At 38.9% G+C, this 15,313-nt stretch carries 12 protein-coding genes; 6 read left to right on the forward strand and 6 right to left on the reverse strand.

Annotated features, from left to right (window positions below; all coding sequences use genetic code 11):
- Positions 1–142: 142 nt before the first annotated feature.
- Both ACHABW_RS14025 and ACHABW_RS14030 read right to left on the reverse strand, forming a co-directional pair.
- Entirely contained in the window at positions 143–1,012 is an 870-nt protein-coding gene (locus ACHABW_RS14025; RefSeq protein ID WP_435755885.1) for an NAD(P)-dependent oxidoreductase, read from the reverse strand.
- 83 nt (positions 1,013–1,095) lie between these two features.
- Positions 1,096–1,788, reverse strand: a complete 693-nt coding sequence (locus ACHABW_RS14030; protein ID WP_435755887.1) for a uracil-DNA glycosylase — start codon at positions 1,786–1,788, stop codon at positions 1,096–1,098.
- Positions 1,789–2,169: 381 nt separating this feature from the next.
- Between ACHABW_RS14030 and ACHABW_RS14035 the strand changes: the two genes are divergently transcribed.
- Entirely contained in the window at positions 2,170–2,475 is a 306-nt protein-coding gene (locus tag ACHABW_RS14035) for a response regulator (protein WP_435755889.1), read from the forward strand.
- A gap of 84 nt (positions 2,476–2,559) precedes the next feature.
- Here ACHABW_RS14035 and ACHABW_RS14040 read toward each other — a convergent pair whose 3' ends face one another.
- Together ACHABW_RS14040 and ACHABW_RS14045 are read right to left on the reverse strand one after the other, a co-directional pair.
- A complete protein-coding gene (locus ACHABW_RS14040) occupies positions 2,560–3,507 on the reverse strand; it encodes an aminoimidazole riboside kinase (RefSeq protein WP_435755891.1) in 948 nt (315 codons plus the stop codon).
- A 362-nt stretch (positions 3,508–3,869) separates the two neighbouring features.
- The gene (locus ACHABW_RS14045; protein ID WP_435755893.1) at positions 3,870–5,867 is read right to left on the reverse strand and encodes a methyl-accepting chemotaxis protein; all 1,998 of its coding nucleotides are present in this window, start codon (positions 5,865–5,867) and stop codon (positions 3,870–3,872) included.
- 267 nt (positions 5,868–6,134) lie between these two features.
- Between ACHABW_RS14045 and ACHABW_RS14050 the strand changes: the two genes are divergently transcribed.
- Both ACHABW_RS14050 and bshB2 read left to right on the forward strand, forming a co-directional pair.
- A complete protein-coding gene (locus ACHABW_RS14050) occupies positions 6,135–6,485 on the forward strand; it encodes a YojF family protein (RefSeq protein ID WP_435755895.1) in 351 nt (116 codons plus the stop codon).
- Positions 6,486–6,652: 167 nt separating this feature from the next.
- Positions 6,653–7,324 carry a bacillithiol biosynthesis deacetylase BshB2 gene (gene bshB2, locus ACHABW_RS14055; RefSeq protein WP_435755897.1) on the forward strand — a complete coding sequence of 224 codons (672 nt, stop codon included), beginning with the start codon at positions 6,653–6,655 and terminating at the stop codon, positions 7,322–7,324.
- A 226-nt stretch (positions 7,325–7,550) separates the two neighbouring features.
- Here the strand turns inward: bshB2 and ACHABW_RS14060 are convergent, their stop codons facing one another.
- Together ACHABW_RS14060 and ACHABW_RS14065 are read right to left on the reverse strand one after the other, a co-directional pair.
- Positions 7,551–8,069, reverse strand: a complete 519-nt coding sequence (locus ACHABW_RS14060; protein WP_435755899.1) for a hypothetical protein — start codon at positions 8,067–8,069, stop codon at positions 7,551–7,553.
- Positions 8,070–8,160: 91 nt separating this feature from the next.
- On the reverse strand, positions 8,161–10,014 hold the full coding sequence (locus tag ACHABW_RS14065) for an LTA synthase family protein (RefSeq protein WP_435755901.1): 1,854 nt from the start codon (positions 10,012–10,014) through the stop codon (positions 8,161–8,163).
- Positions 10,015–10,295: 281 nt separating this feature from the next.
- Here ACHABW_RS14065 and ACHABW_RS14070 point away from each other — a divergent pair, with 281 nt between their 5' ends.
- The 3 genes from ACHABW_RS14070 to ACHABW_RS14080 all read left to right on the forward strand — a co-directional run bounded on the left by ACHABW_RS14070 (position 10,296) and on the right by ACHABW_RS14080 (position 14,911).
- Positions 10,296–11,534 (forward strand): aminopeptidase, encoded by a 1,239-nt coding sequence (locus tag ACHABW_RS14070; protein ID WP_435755903.1) that lies wholly within the window; start codon positions 10,296–10,298, stop codon positions 11,532–11,534.
- Between the two features lie 334 nt (positions 11,535–11,868).
- Entirely contained in the window at positions 11,869–13,233 is a 1,365-nt protein-coding gene (locus tag ACHABW_RS14075; protein ID WP_435755905.1) for an alanine/glycine:cation symporter family protein, read from the forward strand.
- Positions 13,234–13,534: 301 nt separating this feature from the next.
- Positions 13,535–14,911, forward strand: a complete 1,377-nt coding sequence (locus ACHABW_RS14080) for a YjiH family protein (RefSeq protein WP_435755907.1) — start codon at positions 13,535–13,537, stop codon at positions 14,909–14,911.
- Positions 14,912–15,313 lie beyond the last annotated feature (402 nt).

Below are 15,313 nucleotides of genomic sequence, written 5' to 3' on the forward strand. Positions count from 1 at the left end.
TCAGTATTTCTTTTTGTCTCAAACACCATTATAAATTAAAAAAAGCGAGAATTGTGCAGAAAATTCGACATTTATCGCACTACTAATTTCTCTACCACAGCGATTCCCAATATATGGGGGGTCTGACCCCAAAAAGCGGGTGCTATTCGTGATCGTAATATTTATATAGGGCTTGAGTTCCTGAATTTCCCTCTCCGTCTTCTGCCAGTTGTTCATATAAGTTCTTTGCCTGAATCAGACCTGGAGTATCCATTCCTAACTCTTTTGCTGAATCAATGGCAATTCCCATGTCCTTGATAAAGTGCTTAATGTAAAAACCGGGGGCAAAGTCTCCAGCTATCATTCGTGGTGCTAATTTTGAAAGCGAAAAACTTCCCGCTGCTCCTGTTTGAATGGATGACAAGACTTTTTCTTGATCCAATCCAGCTTTTTTAGCATAAGCCATGGATTCACTTACACCCATCATCGTGCTAGCAATCGCTATTTGATTGGCCATTTTTGTGAATTGTCCAGCTCCTGCTTCACCTTGCAAAACAACATTTTCTCCCATTAATTTAAAAATAGGTTGCATATGGTCAAATACCGCTTGTTCTCCACCGGCCATTATCGTTAGCTTTGCATCTCTCGCTCCAATATCCCCACCGGAGACAGGAGCATCTAAACTATACAATCCCTTTTGTTTTGCTTCTTCAAATATCTCCTTTGCAAGAGCAGGGCTTGACGTCGTCATATCGATTACATACGTACCTTGCGAAGCATTCTCTAAAATCCCTTGAAGACCTAAGTATACTTCCCGGACATCAGTTGGATATCCCACCATTGTAATGATGACATCCACACTTTCCGCAAGCTCTGACACCGTTTCGCACCACTTGGCACCATTTTCAAGCAAGCCATTAGCCTTTGATTTTGTACGTGTATAAATAAAAAGTTCGTGACCACCTTTCATGAGATGATTGGCCATACTTTCTCCCATGACGCCTGTTCCAATAAATCCAATCCTTTGCTTCATAATGTACCGACTCCTTTTCCAGAAAATTATAATTATCTTCCATAACCATGTAAGTCAATTCATCTTTTCTATCTTATGCAATCTCATTTCTCTTCTACTAGATGCACAGGTAATTTCCAGTCGATTTCCTCTTCTCCGATCTGCTGGAGAAATTTATTCGCTGTTGAAAATGGACGACTTCCGAAAAAACCACGACGTGCAGAAAAAGGACTAGGATGAGGACTTTTTATGACTAAATGATGATCATTTGTAATCCATTCTCCTTTTTTCTGTGCGTGTTTCCCCCATAAAATAAATACCACGGGTTTCTTTCGCTCGTTCAACCTTTGAATCACCTGATCCGTAAACACTTCCCACCCTTTCCCTTGGTGAGAATTCGGTGTTTGTTCTCTTACTGTCAATACATTGTTTAATAAAAGGATTCCCTCCCCTGCCCACTTTTGTAAATATCCATGCTGAGGGACAGGATACCCTAGATCATCATGAAGTTCTTTAAATATATTTTTCAGTGAGGGAGGAACTTTAACTCCCCCCTGCACAGAAAAACTCAATCCGTGAGCTTGGCCAAAGCCATGGTACGGATCCTGACCAATAATAACCACCTTCGTGTTTTCAAACGACGTACTATGTAATGCATTGAAAATGTCATCCATCTGTGGAAAGATATTGTGAATTGCGTATTCCGCGTTTAAAAATTCCCGTAATTCAAGATAATAGCTTTTCTTAAACTCTTCACTCAATTGCTGTTTCCAATCATTTTTAAATGGGTTAGCCATGAGGATTCCCTCCTTTGTAATTGCGTTTGAACACCAAGACTTTTTATAGAGATCATTATTTCAATCAAACCCGAGGTGCTTTAAGCTGAGTCCTATTTTATTATTTGCCTATTAGGTATTCCTCTTCTACAAATAGTTAAATAGACCCAATTACGCAAATAGAAATATCTCTACACCCTTATTTTACACTATTTCCCTTTAATTTTCTAGATAACTACATATACGAAAGGACTTTAGAAGTAATAAATCCGTTGACAATCCACCTCTTTCGTACTATATTTAGAACAACGATAGTGCTTTGAACCGAAGAGGAGGATCATTATAATGGCGAGATTATTAATAACTGATGATGCTGCGTTTATGAGAATGACATAAAAAAAAATGGTCACTGATGCTGGTTATGAAGTTGTTGCAGAAGCTGAAAATGGGCAACAAGCGATTGATTTATACCTAGAACATAAACCCGACTTAGTCACAATGGATATAACGATGCCCGAAATGAACGGCATTCAAGCTTTAGAAAAAATTAAAGCTTTGGATCCAAATGCTAAAGTTGTTATGTGCTCGGCAATGGGACAACAAAACATGGTTGTCGATGCGATTCAAAAAGGAGCAGTTGACTTTATTGTTAAGCCGTTTGATGAGCCGCGTATAAAGGAAGCCATTGAAAAAGCTCTAAAACGATAAATAGACGGATAAACTCAGATTAAGATGACTCCAAAAGATCTCTCCGATCATTTGGAGTCATCTTTTTACATTTATAAAAATCTGCTAATCCGCCAATTGATTTTTCACTTCATTCAAGGTTGGTAAGGCTGTCATCGCACCTTTTGTGGCTGCGGCAAGTCCACCGGAAACAGCAGCGAATCGCGTCATTTGTTCCAGATCATCCAACGTCAATTCTGAAACTGCCTTGTCGGTCTCATGAAGTTGATAGAGAATTGCCGAAACGAAAGCGTCTCCTGCGCCTGTTGTATCAACAGCTTTTACTTTCATCGCATTTACATGAACTTGATTCCCTTTTGCAAATATAAAGCTTCCTTCGGCTCCAAGTGTAATAAAGATAATTGGAATTTGATAGTCCTCCAGTTTTTTAACTCCTGCAACGATGTCATGTTCTCCAGTGATAAATTCTAATTCTTCTTCAGAAATTTTTAAAACATTTGCGTACCCTAACATGCTTTTAATTTCTCCACGCGCATGGTCTTCATTTTTCCATAGTCCTAGGCGTAGATTGGGATCATAAGAGACAATTAAGCCTTTTTCTTTTGCAAGTTTTACTGCTTTTATAGTGGCTGATTTCGCCGGTTCACTTATCAAACTAATCGACCCAAAATGAAGAAGGTTATGTGTTTCAAACAATGCTCTGTCCACATCTGCTTCTGTTAGAAAGCGATCTGCACTTGGATCTATGTAAAATTCAAAACTTCGCTCGCCCCCTGCTCCCAGAGTCACAAATACAACTCCTGTCCGAGCATCCTTCGTGAAAGTCATGTGAGAAGTATCCACACCATAACCGTTCAATGTATCCTTTAAAAACCGACCTAGCACATCGTCACCTATTTTACCTAAAAAAGTTGTTTTTGCTCCAAGTCGTGCTAGGCCTACCGCAACGTTTGCAGGTGCTCCACCGGGGCTTTTCTGAAAGATTTCATTCTTATCATCTAACGGGATGAAATCAATTAATGCTTCACCTAAACTTATAATACCTTTCCCCATTAAATTTCCTCCTTATTATTATCAAGTGTATCCACTTAGAATTTCTTCCATGTCTTCTCTCCATTATACTTATCCACACCTTTATCAACAACGGTAAAAACTATAATATAAAGGATGATTTCTTAGCGCCTATTTCTTTTACGATCGGGAGGGACTCCAATTCTATCGAGGAGGCTTGCGGATCATCCAAGGGAAGCTAATCGAAATTTTCACAAACAACCTTCGATGATAACAATCCAGCTAGATAGGTGTGATAGGCACTAAGTCTTTTTTTCTTTAGAACAGAGTTTACGAAAACAGCCAAAATAAAAGAGAGTATGTCAAAGTCAAAGACCTGACACCCCTCTAATCTTATGCTTCTCTTATCCGTTATTTATTTTAAAACGGTTTGTTTTCTCCTGAAGCTCTGTACTAAGATCATTGAGCTGTTCAGATGTTTTACCTACCGTCTCGATAGCTTTGGTTTGCTCTGCAGCTGATGCAGACACTTCCTCTGCGGTTGCAGCCGCCCCTTCGGAAACTTGTGCAATACTAGCCATCGCTTCAACTATCTGACTTTTTTGATCATTTACCCCGTTTAAATCCTTCGTTAGTTCTTCAAGAGATTGAGACAGCGTTTCAATATATTTAACGATCGATTGGAGAGATGCACCTGTATCTTCCACTGCTTGTTTTTGATCATTACTCATTCCATTAGCAGTGGTCATTGCATCTACGACTCTTTTCGTTTCTCCTTCGACTTCATCAAGAGTTCCACGGATTCTCCCTGTCGCGCTCATGGATTGTTCTGCTAGCTTTCTTACTTCATCTGCCACTACCGCAAATCCTTTTCCATGCTCTCCTGCTCTTGCCGCTTCAATACTGGCATTTAAAGCTAAAAGGTTGGTCTGATCAGCGAAGTCAGAGATAGTGTCGACAACAGAACCAATATCACTTACCTTTTTCATTAGCTGGTCAACTGCTTGATCAACATTAGAAAATACTTGACGAGTTGCCGACGTTCGATCTGTTAGCACATTCATTTGCGTAAGACCTTTTTCATTTGCCTTTCTGATATCCATCGATACTTTGTTCATTTGGTTCGTTTGTTCCGTTGCCCTTCCTACCTGACCAGACAAATGTTGCATTTGCTGATTCGCTTCTTCCATATCCTCGGCCTGTTTTGAAGCCCCTACAGCAACTTCGTTCACAGCAGAAGACATATCATCACTTGTCGCTAACGTCTCCTCGGAGACAGCACTTAGCTCCTCAGCCATTACTTTACAGTCACTAGCCGATCCTTGAATCGAACCTACAAGATGTCTAAGCTCTTTACTCATTTCATTCACAGACACTCCAAGTTGACTAATTTCGTCTTTTCCTTTTACGTTAAGATCCTTGGAAAAATCCCCTTGCGCCATTTTTTTTACTTGATCATTTAAACGTTGTATCGGTTTGGTTAACTTATTTGCTACATAAAATGAAGCAAGAAAAGCAAATATAACCGCTATGATAGACACAATAATAAATGTATTCCTCGTATTATCTAGCTCTGCGTACAGAAGATCATCGTTATATATAGACATGACTTTCCAGCCATAGCCGTCAATTTCATCGTAATAAATTGTTTCTCCATTATTTTTCAAAGAGCCTTTCGTATCGGCTGACTCCACTATTGCATTCAGTTGCGTATCTTCAGCCAAATTATTTCCAACTTGCGAGGGATCTCCATGAGCAATAATAACCCCTTCTGTATCAATAAGGGCTAATTGACCGCCATAACCAACCTCCTTAGATTCCAATAACGAAACCATTTCATCGAGTGACAAATCAACTGCCATAACCCCTAACACCTGATCAGAATCGGGGGTTGGTGTAATAGATTTTGCTGCCGTAATAACAAGCTCTTCAGTATCTGCATCTATATATGGAGATGTCCAAATAACTTCCCCAACGTTTGTGACTGCTTCCTCATACCAGGGTCGCGTTCTCGGATCATAATCTGCAGACAATTCCAACATTGGTGTAGTCCTCATATCACCTTCTGCTGTACCATAGTATGTAGCCTGTGCCCCTTGCTCCCGATTCATAAAACTAGTATGAGCAGTAGTCAAACTAGACCACAACTCTTCGTCTCCTTCTGTAATACTTCCTATTGTTCTATTATCCTCAGCCATCATCGCTACTATTGTTTTAAATCTATGTAAGTAAGCTTGAATAAACTGATCAGCATCCTCCGTCGTTGCTGTCGCACTCTCTTCCACTGATGTTTCAATTCCTTCACCCAATTGATTATAAATGACGAAAGAAGTTACTAGCATCGTAAAAATTATAAGACCACCAGTAAAACTAATAAGTTTCCCTTTTACCGAACCTGTCATTAAATACACCCCTATTTTCACATTACTTTATGACTACTTTTCATATTATGGATTACCTATCTTAATATAGCAAGACTTATTTTCGTCCGGTAAGAGTGATCTTTTGCATCCACCGTCATAGCTGATACAATGGGAATAGTGACGTTAAAGGATAGTAGGAAATGAACAAAATTCAAGATAACGAAACAAATTCTCCACTTCTATCATTCGTAATACTGAACATTATAAAAGATCTAACTAATGCTAATAAAGGGGTTGAACATAAAGATGAAACCAATTGATCCACAGCTCGTACAAAACAATTTATCAAAACTAATAGGAAAAAACCTGTATATTCACCTTGAAACGACAAATGGTGCTTATGCTTCTCATCGTGATCAAAACTTTTTTTCAGCAGGAGCTTTTATTCGTAACGTTGAATTAACATTTACACAAGCGAAAATATCGGGAAATGGTCCTTATCGTATTGGTTTGGAACTCAAACAAGGTTGGGTTTACTCAGAAGGGTTAACTGACTGGATAATTGATGATGAAAACCGACTGCTTTTTGCCGGGCATGATTCAGAGGGGAAATTAGCAATAGCTTTAGAATTAAGTGAAACACCATTTCCAAAATAAGAAAAATTAAATATTGCCCTTGTAAAGTGTCCGCCTAGAGCGGATTCGAGTCTCTCTGTTCAATAGAAAACAACAGTCTCTTAAAATTACAATGATCGACTGAGTTGCAGTCAGCAAACAGAAGAAACTAATAAATAGATAATATTATTCTAAAAGGAGTGTCACCCATGGAAAATCATGTTCTTGTAATCTTTCCACACCCTGATGACGAAGCATTTGGAGTAGCCGGAACTATTATCTCCCACACCCAAGCGGGGACACCTGTTACTTATGTGTGTTTAACCCTTGGTGAAATGGGCAGAAATATGGGACGACCACTAATTGCAAATAGAGAAACATTACCCGAAATACGAAAAAAGGAATTGGATGAGGCTTGTCGCCTTCTTGGTGTAACAGATTTGCGAAGACTCGGTATGCGTGATAAAACCGTGGAATTTGCTGATCAAATTGCTCTGGAAAACAGACTGTTTGATATTATCAAAGATGTCGATCCTTCCCTTGTCATTACTTTTTACCCAGGTTATGCCGTTCACCCCGATCACGATGCTACCGGAGCTGCAGTCATTCAAGCCATTCGAAGACTCTCTAAAGAGGAACGACCAACAGTCCATGCAATCGCCTTTTCAGAAGGTTCCGAGGAAGTGATTGGCGCGCCTGATATTCGCTTGGATATCTCTCCCTACCTGGAGCAAAAAATGAAAGTAATCGACGCTCATCGATCTCAAACAGCAGGAGTAGTCGATGCAATGAAAGAGCAATTTACTTCAGAGGATGAAACGATAAAACAACGATTAAACAGTGAGTATTTTTGGACGTACCCAATCAACGAAGACAATTAAGCATTGTAGTCTTTAATAAAACTTAGTGTCTTTTTTTCTATTTTGTTGCTATATTATCACGGAACGTTGTTTGGCAGAATTACCGCTCCCCTTTCCGTGGATGATCTACGAGCCTCTCCGTTCGACGAAAAAAACATTTTCTGAAAAACGGTAATTTTATAAAATTACCTTATAAAAAAAGGGTGTCATAAAAGGTCAAGAAAACCTTCTATGACACCCTCTCTCATTATAACGAGTTATTTTTCTTCATCTTATCGTACTTATATGGAAGTGATTTTCCACTTTTCTTTAAAAGTAACGCTTCGACTTTCACCGGAGAAGAAACATAGAACTGGAACATCCGATGTTTATTAGGAAACTTCACCGTTAACTCTAATATTTGCCCATCAAATTCATGACGCACAATTTTATTTGTGTCAATTACCGTCTTAATGTTGCTTAATAAAGGAACAAAGATTAGAAAGGTCTTCGTAACTACCAGAAATCCTTTTTGATCTCTCCCATATCGCAACGCATCCAGTACTAATTCTGCATTTTCCTTCGCTATACTTTTCGCTTTCCTCTTTACAATTTCTCTCACAATTAAATCATATCCAACCGTGAATAAAAGTGCTAACACAATGCTTATCGTCGTAAGTAGCACATCGCCAGGCCATAATACTAATGGACCCAGCAGTCCTAAGAAGAGCCAAGCCATAATATAACGAGTATATTTACCTGCAAATGGTCTTGTATGCTTTACCATTTATAAACACCCCTTCATTTTGATAATCGAATTCACCCACTCCTTCTTCCTGTTGTTATTAGTATGATTTTCCTAGCTTATTATGAGTAGATTATTCAGAGTTCTCATGAAATCGGATCAGGTCTCCGTAAATGATTTTATCGGAATAAATAAGTTCATTTTGCCCTCGATCATAAGCACCGGTGCAACTTTCCATTGCCAGAACTGAACCGTCCACAGCATCAAAACAAGTATCCTTCGTATAGATGATCTCATCTGTGATGACGGATCCATCTCGCTGGACGACGAAATCATCACGTTTTTCGGCTAGAAGATCCCTACCAAACATCACATGCTCGTCTTCAGATATCCCCAGTAAATTTACTAACGTTGGCATCACATCAATTTGTCCACCAACGGCATCAATTGTTTCGCCTTCTAACCCCGGAACGTGAATAATAACTGGCACTCGATCTAATTTTCGTGCTTTATCATCTGTTATTTCATATCCTACAAATTCCGACAATTCCTCATAATGACTCTCAGCAATCCCGTAATGATCCCCATATAAAACGAAAATTGTATTCTCATAAAGACCCGTTTCCTTCATTTCTTCAAACATAACACGCATTGCTTCATCGGTATACCTGACCGTTGGAAAATAGCGGCTAACAATGTCACTCTCTGATTCAAAAGGATCTATATATTGGTCTTCAGGATCCAATTCATAAGGAAAATGATTCGTCAGCGTTAATAATGTAGCAAAAAATGGTTGTGGTGCCTGTTTTAAGTATTCCATCGACTGTTCAATAAAATCAATGTCTTTTAAGCCCCATCCCACCGAATTTTCCTCTGTCACATCATAAGAGTCAATATCATAGTAGCGTTCATATCCTAAGTTTTTGTACATCACATTTCGATTATAGAAGGTCTCATCATTTGCATGATAGGAAGCTGTAAAATAACCTTTGTTATTCAGACCACGTTGCAGAGGTGCATATTCATTTTCTGCGTGGGTATGGAAAACTGCGCCCCTTCCGAGGGGATACATGGAGTTACTCATCATAAATTCTGTATCTGATGTTTTTCCTTGGCCACTCTGGTCATATATATTTTCAAAGTAAAAGCTGTCTTCGATGAGGTCATTTAAAAATGGGGTTATTTCATCGCCATTCTCCATTGTTTCATTAATTACAAAGCTCTCCACGGATTCCATCGATACCATCACCACATTCATACCTTCGGCTACACCAGATAACTCCGTATTAGGTTCAACATGATACTTATCTAAATGGTCTTCAATCAAGTCCCAGTCATCACGATCCGCAAATGCTGTTTGACTATTCGTCGTTAAGTGCAGATAGGCATCATATACATAGAAATTATAAACACCTAAATTTTTAATAATTTGGTCTCGATTAAATGTATCGGTATCTTTATTTGTGCTGTCCAGTTGGCCACCTGCAATAATCGTTGCTACCACTAAAGCGATGAGCGCATATTTTGATTTGCTTTTTTTGAATATTGCCTTATTAACAGGTAAGAAGTTTGGCTTTTTCACCATAAATATTCCTATTACAACGAGATCAAGAAAAAATAACATATCATAGCCATTTACTAATTCCAAAACACTTGTACTTAAGTCTCCTGCATTTCCACTCATGACGAGCATAGGAAGTGTAATTATATCGGTAAATTCACGGTAATAAACGGCGTTGGAATACAAAATAATCGTCAGGAATAAACTAACGATAAAATAATATGGCCTCTGGCGGCTCGTCTTCAGAAGTAAGCCAAGGCTAAATACCACTAGAAGAAATGCAAGGGGATTTACTGCAAAAATAAGCGCTTCTAAAAATTGATTTATCGTCAAGTCAAAAGTAAGACTTGAAACAACAAATGTTTTTAGCCAGAGGATCCCAAGGCAAAACCACATGAATTTATGTTGTTGATAAAAATTAATCATGTTTGCCAATCCTCTCACATTTTCATTAGTATAAATAAATAAGTAATTCCATATAACTGGATATAGATATTACTATTATATGGCAATACGGCTCCTTACTCAATAATAATGATCGATCTTACAAGGTTTTAGAGAATTAAATGCTTCCCTTTATATACCCTTCTTCTCGGACAATAACACCTTGTTTTTCAATTCAATTTATTTCGGATCTCTAAGTTTCAATCTATTCTCAAAGCTGTTAAACTATTCGTGATACGAAAGAAAGAAAGGAAGATGCCAATATGACAACACAAAATTTCGATGAAAAATTAGAAAAATACGCCGAACTAACTGTTAAAGTTGGGGTAAATATTCAAGAAGGTCAAACATTGGTCATAAACGGACCAGTAGGAGGCGCAAACTTTGTTCGTCTAGTTGCTAAAAAAGCTTATGAAGCCGGTGCAAAGCACGTTCATGTTGAATGGAACGATGATGATCTTGCTCGACTGCGCTATGACCTCGCTCCATTTGAAGCCTTCAAAGAATTCCCTGTATGGAAAGCTAAAGGATTTGAGGAAATGGCCGAGAATGGTGCAGCTTTCATGACCATTAAATCAACTGATCCGGATTTATTAAAGGGAGTAGATGGCGAAAAAATCGCAGCTGCAAACAAAGCTTCAGGCCAAGCAATGAACACGTTCCGGAGCTACATACAATCTGATAAAGTCAGCTGGCTCGTTGTCTCCGCCCCCTCTAAACCATGGGCAGCAAAAGTCTTCCCGGATACACCTGAAGAAGAACAGGTACCAAAGCTTTGGGAAGCAATATTTGAGACGGTACGTATAAACACAGCTGATCCTGTTGCCGAATGGAAAAAACATGATAAAACGTTACAGGATCGGGCCATATTTTTAAACGAGAAAAATTATAAAAAACTTCATTATAAAGCACCGGGAACAGATTTAACTATTGAACTACCTGAAAACCATATATGGTTAGGTGGCGGTGGTCCTAGTCAAGACGGGGTGCACTTTGTTGCTAATATGCCAACAGAAGAAGTCTTTACTGCTCCGAAAAGAGACGGGGTTCAAGGTACGATTAAAAATACAAAACCTTTGAATTTCGGCGGAAACGTGATCGATAACTTTACACTTACATTTAAAGACGGTAAGGTCGTTGATTTTTCAGCAGAAGAAGGCGAAGAAACACTCAAACATTTACTGGATACTGATGAGGGAGCATCACGATTAGGTGAAGTAGCTCTTGTCCCGCACAGCTCCCCTATCTCCCAATCAGGTATTCTTTTCTATAATACGTTATATGACGAGAATGCCTCGAATCACATTGCGTTCGGAAGTGCGTATTCCACGTGTTTGAAAGACGGTGCACAAATGACGAGCGAGGAACTGAAAAACGCTGGGCTAAATACAAGCATTACACACGTTGATTTCATGGTCGGTTCCGACGAGATGGATATTGACGGTGAATCAGCAGATGGAACGACTGAACCGGTTTTCCGCAAAGGCGAATGGACAATATAACAAGAAATTTCCTAATCTTTCGTTTAAATTTGAAAATATTTTTTCCTTAAGTAGAATTTTGTAAGAAAATCTAACTCGGAAATTTTCTGAGTTAGATTTTTTTCTTTTCACCTCTATTAGATATTTTCTGACAAACAAATGTTGATATATGGCGATTTCTATCACTTTGAATCTGACAATTTAGCCGCATGCTTCGTTTTTTCTTCAATAGTTATCATAATAGTCTAAAAAATTTGTTTCTTTTTATGTCTTTTTTTGAATATAATGGGTTTAAGACTAGCCTTCCTGGTTGATACCGAAGCATGTCTTTAGAAAACAAAAAGGGGGTATTCATTTGCAGGATTGGTTAACAGAAACAATAGGAGCAATTAGTAATATTGTTTGGGGCGTTCCCACACTTATATTAATTGTAGGTACAGGGCTCTATTTAACACTTCGACTCGGGTTTTTACAATTTAGGACTTTACCGTATGCGCTAAAGCTCGCCTTCAGTCCGGAAAAGAAGGATGAAAAATCTGAAGGAGATATCTCTCACTATCAGGCACTCACAACCGCTTTAGCCGCAACCATCGGGACAGGAAACATTGCTGGTGTTGCTACCGCAGTAGTATTGGGTGGACCTGGTGCAGTCTTTTGGATGTGGATTTCCGCACTTCTGGGAATGGCAACGAAGTATGCGGAAGCCATTCTCGCCGTGAAATACCGAGTCAAAAACAAGCACGGAGAGTATTCCGGCGGACCGATGTATTATATTGAAAAAGGACTTAAATTAAAATGGTTAGCCGTTATCTTTGCTATTTTTGGTGCCGTTGCAGCTTTTGGAATTGGAAACATGGTTCAATCCAATTCTGTTTCAGGGGCATTGTCAGAAACATTTAATATCAATCCTTGGATTACTGGAATTATTCTTACAGTTTTATCAGCATTCGTCATACTTGGGGGCATTAAAGCAATAGGTAAAGTTACTGCATATGTCGTTCCAGCAATGGCTTTATTTTATGTTATAGCAGGTCTTCTTATTATGATTCTTAACTGGGACCTCGTCCCTGCAGCTGTTGGCCTCATTTTCTCTGATGCTTTTACAGGTCAAGCCGTCGCTGGTGGTGCTATCGGAGCCGTCATCCGTTGGGGTGTCGCTCGTGGAGTCTTCTCAAACGAAGCTGGTCTTGGTTCTGCACCAATTGCAGCTGCTGCTGCGAGAACAGACTATCCTGGTCGTCAAGCGCTCGTTTCGATGACACAAGTATTTATTGATACAATTATTGTCTGTTCAATCACAGGAATTACGATTGTTATGGGGAACATGTATTTGGATGGTATAGAGGGTGCTGCACTTACCTCGGCAACCTTTGAGTTCTTCCTAGGCCCTATCGGTGGTATTATTGTTGCGATCGGGTTAACATTCTTTGCATTCTCCACGATCCTTGGTTGGTCTTATTACGGAGAAAAATGTTTCAGTTATTTGTTTAGTGAGGATTTCATTAAGTACTATCGTATTGCTTTTGTTCTTGCAATATTCGTAGGTGCAGTAGCTCAACTAGACCTCGTTTGGGGTATTGCCGATGTCATGAACGGACTTATGGCAATTCCGAACTTAATTGGACTTATTGGTCTATCAGGTGTTGTTGTATCCGAAACGAATAAATTCTTGAAAGTAGCACGAGAGGAAAAACAAAGAAAGCTTTCTTCTGGAAGCTAAGTAAAAGGCTCCCAGATTTGTTGAAGGGCACTGAAAAGTTGGTTTTAAACTTTTCAGTGCCCCTTTTTCATGAAAGATTAATGCCTAAGCATCTTTTAAGAAGCCTTTCTTATCCTTACAGAGATATAGAGAAAGGAAACCACTTCCAAATAAATTTCCACACATTCCCACCCCTCTTTTAATATTTCAATTCTTTAACAACATTCAGTTGTTATTCGACTCAAAATGCTGTATTTTAATTAGAGGAGACGGTTATTTATTCACCGTTCTACTAATTACTTAAGTATTGAGGCGATGTAACATGACAGAGAAACACCCATCACAACAACACTCTCCCTATGCCGCTTGGAAATTCATCATTCCTTCCATTATTGGTATCGGTCTTTTTATGGCTCCAATCCCAGTAGATGAGGGGATCACAATTCCAATCGCTCTATTGGCAGGCGCATTGGAATCGGCATTAGTCAATTTTCTGCCTGCAATTATCACTGCAATTATCTTAATCAGTTTTATAGGTTCTATTATTCATAAAGGATTTCGACCGCATTTTTTAGATAGCCGATCTTTTTTCAAGAACTTATTTGATGTGTCTAATTTTTGGGTAATTGTCAGGTTTCTCGCGAGTATCTTTGCAACCATGACACTGTTCCAAATTGGACCGGAATTTATCTATTCCGATGTTACCGGCGGATTGTTATTGCGTGATCTTCTTCCGTTATTATTCACCATCTTTTTCTTTGCAGGACTTTTCCTCCCACTTCTATTAAACTTCGGTCTATTAGAGTTTTTCGGAACTTTGCTGCAAAAAATTATGCGACCTTTATTCACATTGCCGGGTCGCTCCTCTATTGATTCCCTGACCTCCTGGCTTGGAGATGGAACGATAGGTGTTATATTAACGAACAAACAGTACGAAGAAGGATTTTATTCTAAACGTGAAGCTGCGATTATAGGTACAACCTTTTCCGTTGTTTCCATCACGTTCTCTTTAGCTGTAATTGAACAAGTTCGTTTAGAGCATATGTTTATTCCGTTTTATTTAACGGTCATTTTTGCTGGAATTGTCACTGCACTAATCATGCCAAGAATTCCACCACTATCACGGAAGCCACAAACCTATGCAAATGGTCAATCAAACCAGTTAGACGAATCACTTCCTGAAGAATATAAAAAGAAAAGCTTCCCTTCCATCCGCTATGGTTTTACGAATGCAAAAAAACGAGCGGATCAAAACGCAGGCCCGGGTAAGTTTCTTCAGGACGGTATTAAGAATATTCTTGATATGTGGTTAGGTGTTGCACCTGTCGTCATGGCATTCGGAACGATCGCTGTCATTATTGCTGAATTTACTCCCGTGTTCACATGGCTCGGAACACCGTTTGTACCAATTCTCGAGCTAATGCAAATTCCTGAAGCTCAAGCTGCTTCGGAGACGCTCATTGTCGGATTCGCAGATATGTTCCTCCCTGCGATCTTTGCAACTGATATCGAAAGTGAAATGACGAGATTCATTATTGCCTGCGTTTCCGTGACACAGCTCATCTATTTGTCCGAGGTCGGCGGCGTGCTTCTCGGCTCAAAGATACCAATCAATTTAAAAGATTTATTTATAATTTTCTTAGAAAGAACCATCATTTCCTTACCAATAATCACGATCATTGCTCATATTATTTTTTAATAGGATTATTTTAAAACTTTGATTGAATGTAGATACGATCGAAAAAGCGAAAGACTCCAGGAAAACAACAAAGGGTACTGAAAAAGTCAGTTTTTACTTTTTCAGTACCCTTTTGATGCAATGAACGGAGCTTCCGCAGTTTTTTAAAGCCTATTATGAGCACCTTTCTCCTAATGGGTGCACGGGAAAGCCCAAGTACTCAAGCGGATCTCAAATACATCTTGCCTTAGGTTTATAAACAATCTCTATAAAAACAAATCCAAATATACCCCCAGCAAAACTTATTCTGAACTTGAAATTATGGATATTTCTACTTTTGCTTTAAATGAGGATTATAATTCTAAGAAAGTTGTGCATATTTATGAGGCGTAAAACAGATAATTATGATGTAACCTCTTCGAA

The sequence above is a fragment of the Salipaludibacillus sp. CF4.18 genome (genome assembly GCF_051262595.1).
GTDB classification, from domain to species: domain Bacteria; phylum Bacillota; class Bacilli; order Bacillales; family Salisediminibacteriaceae; genus Salipaludibacillus; species Salipaludibacillus neizhouensis.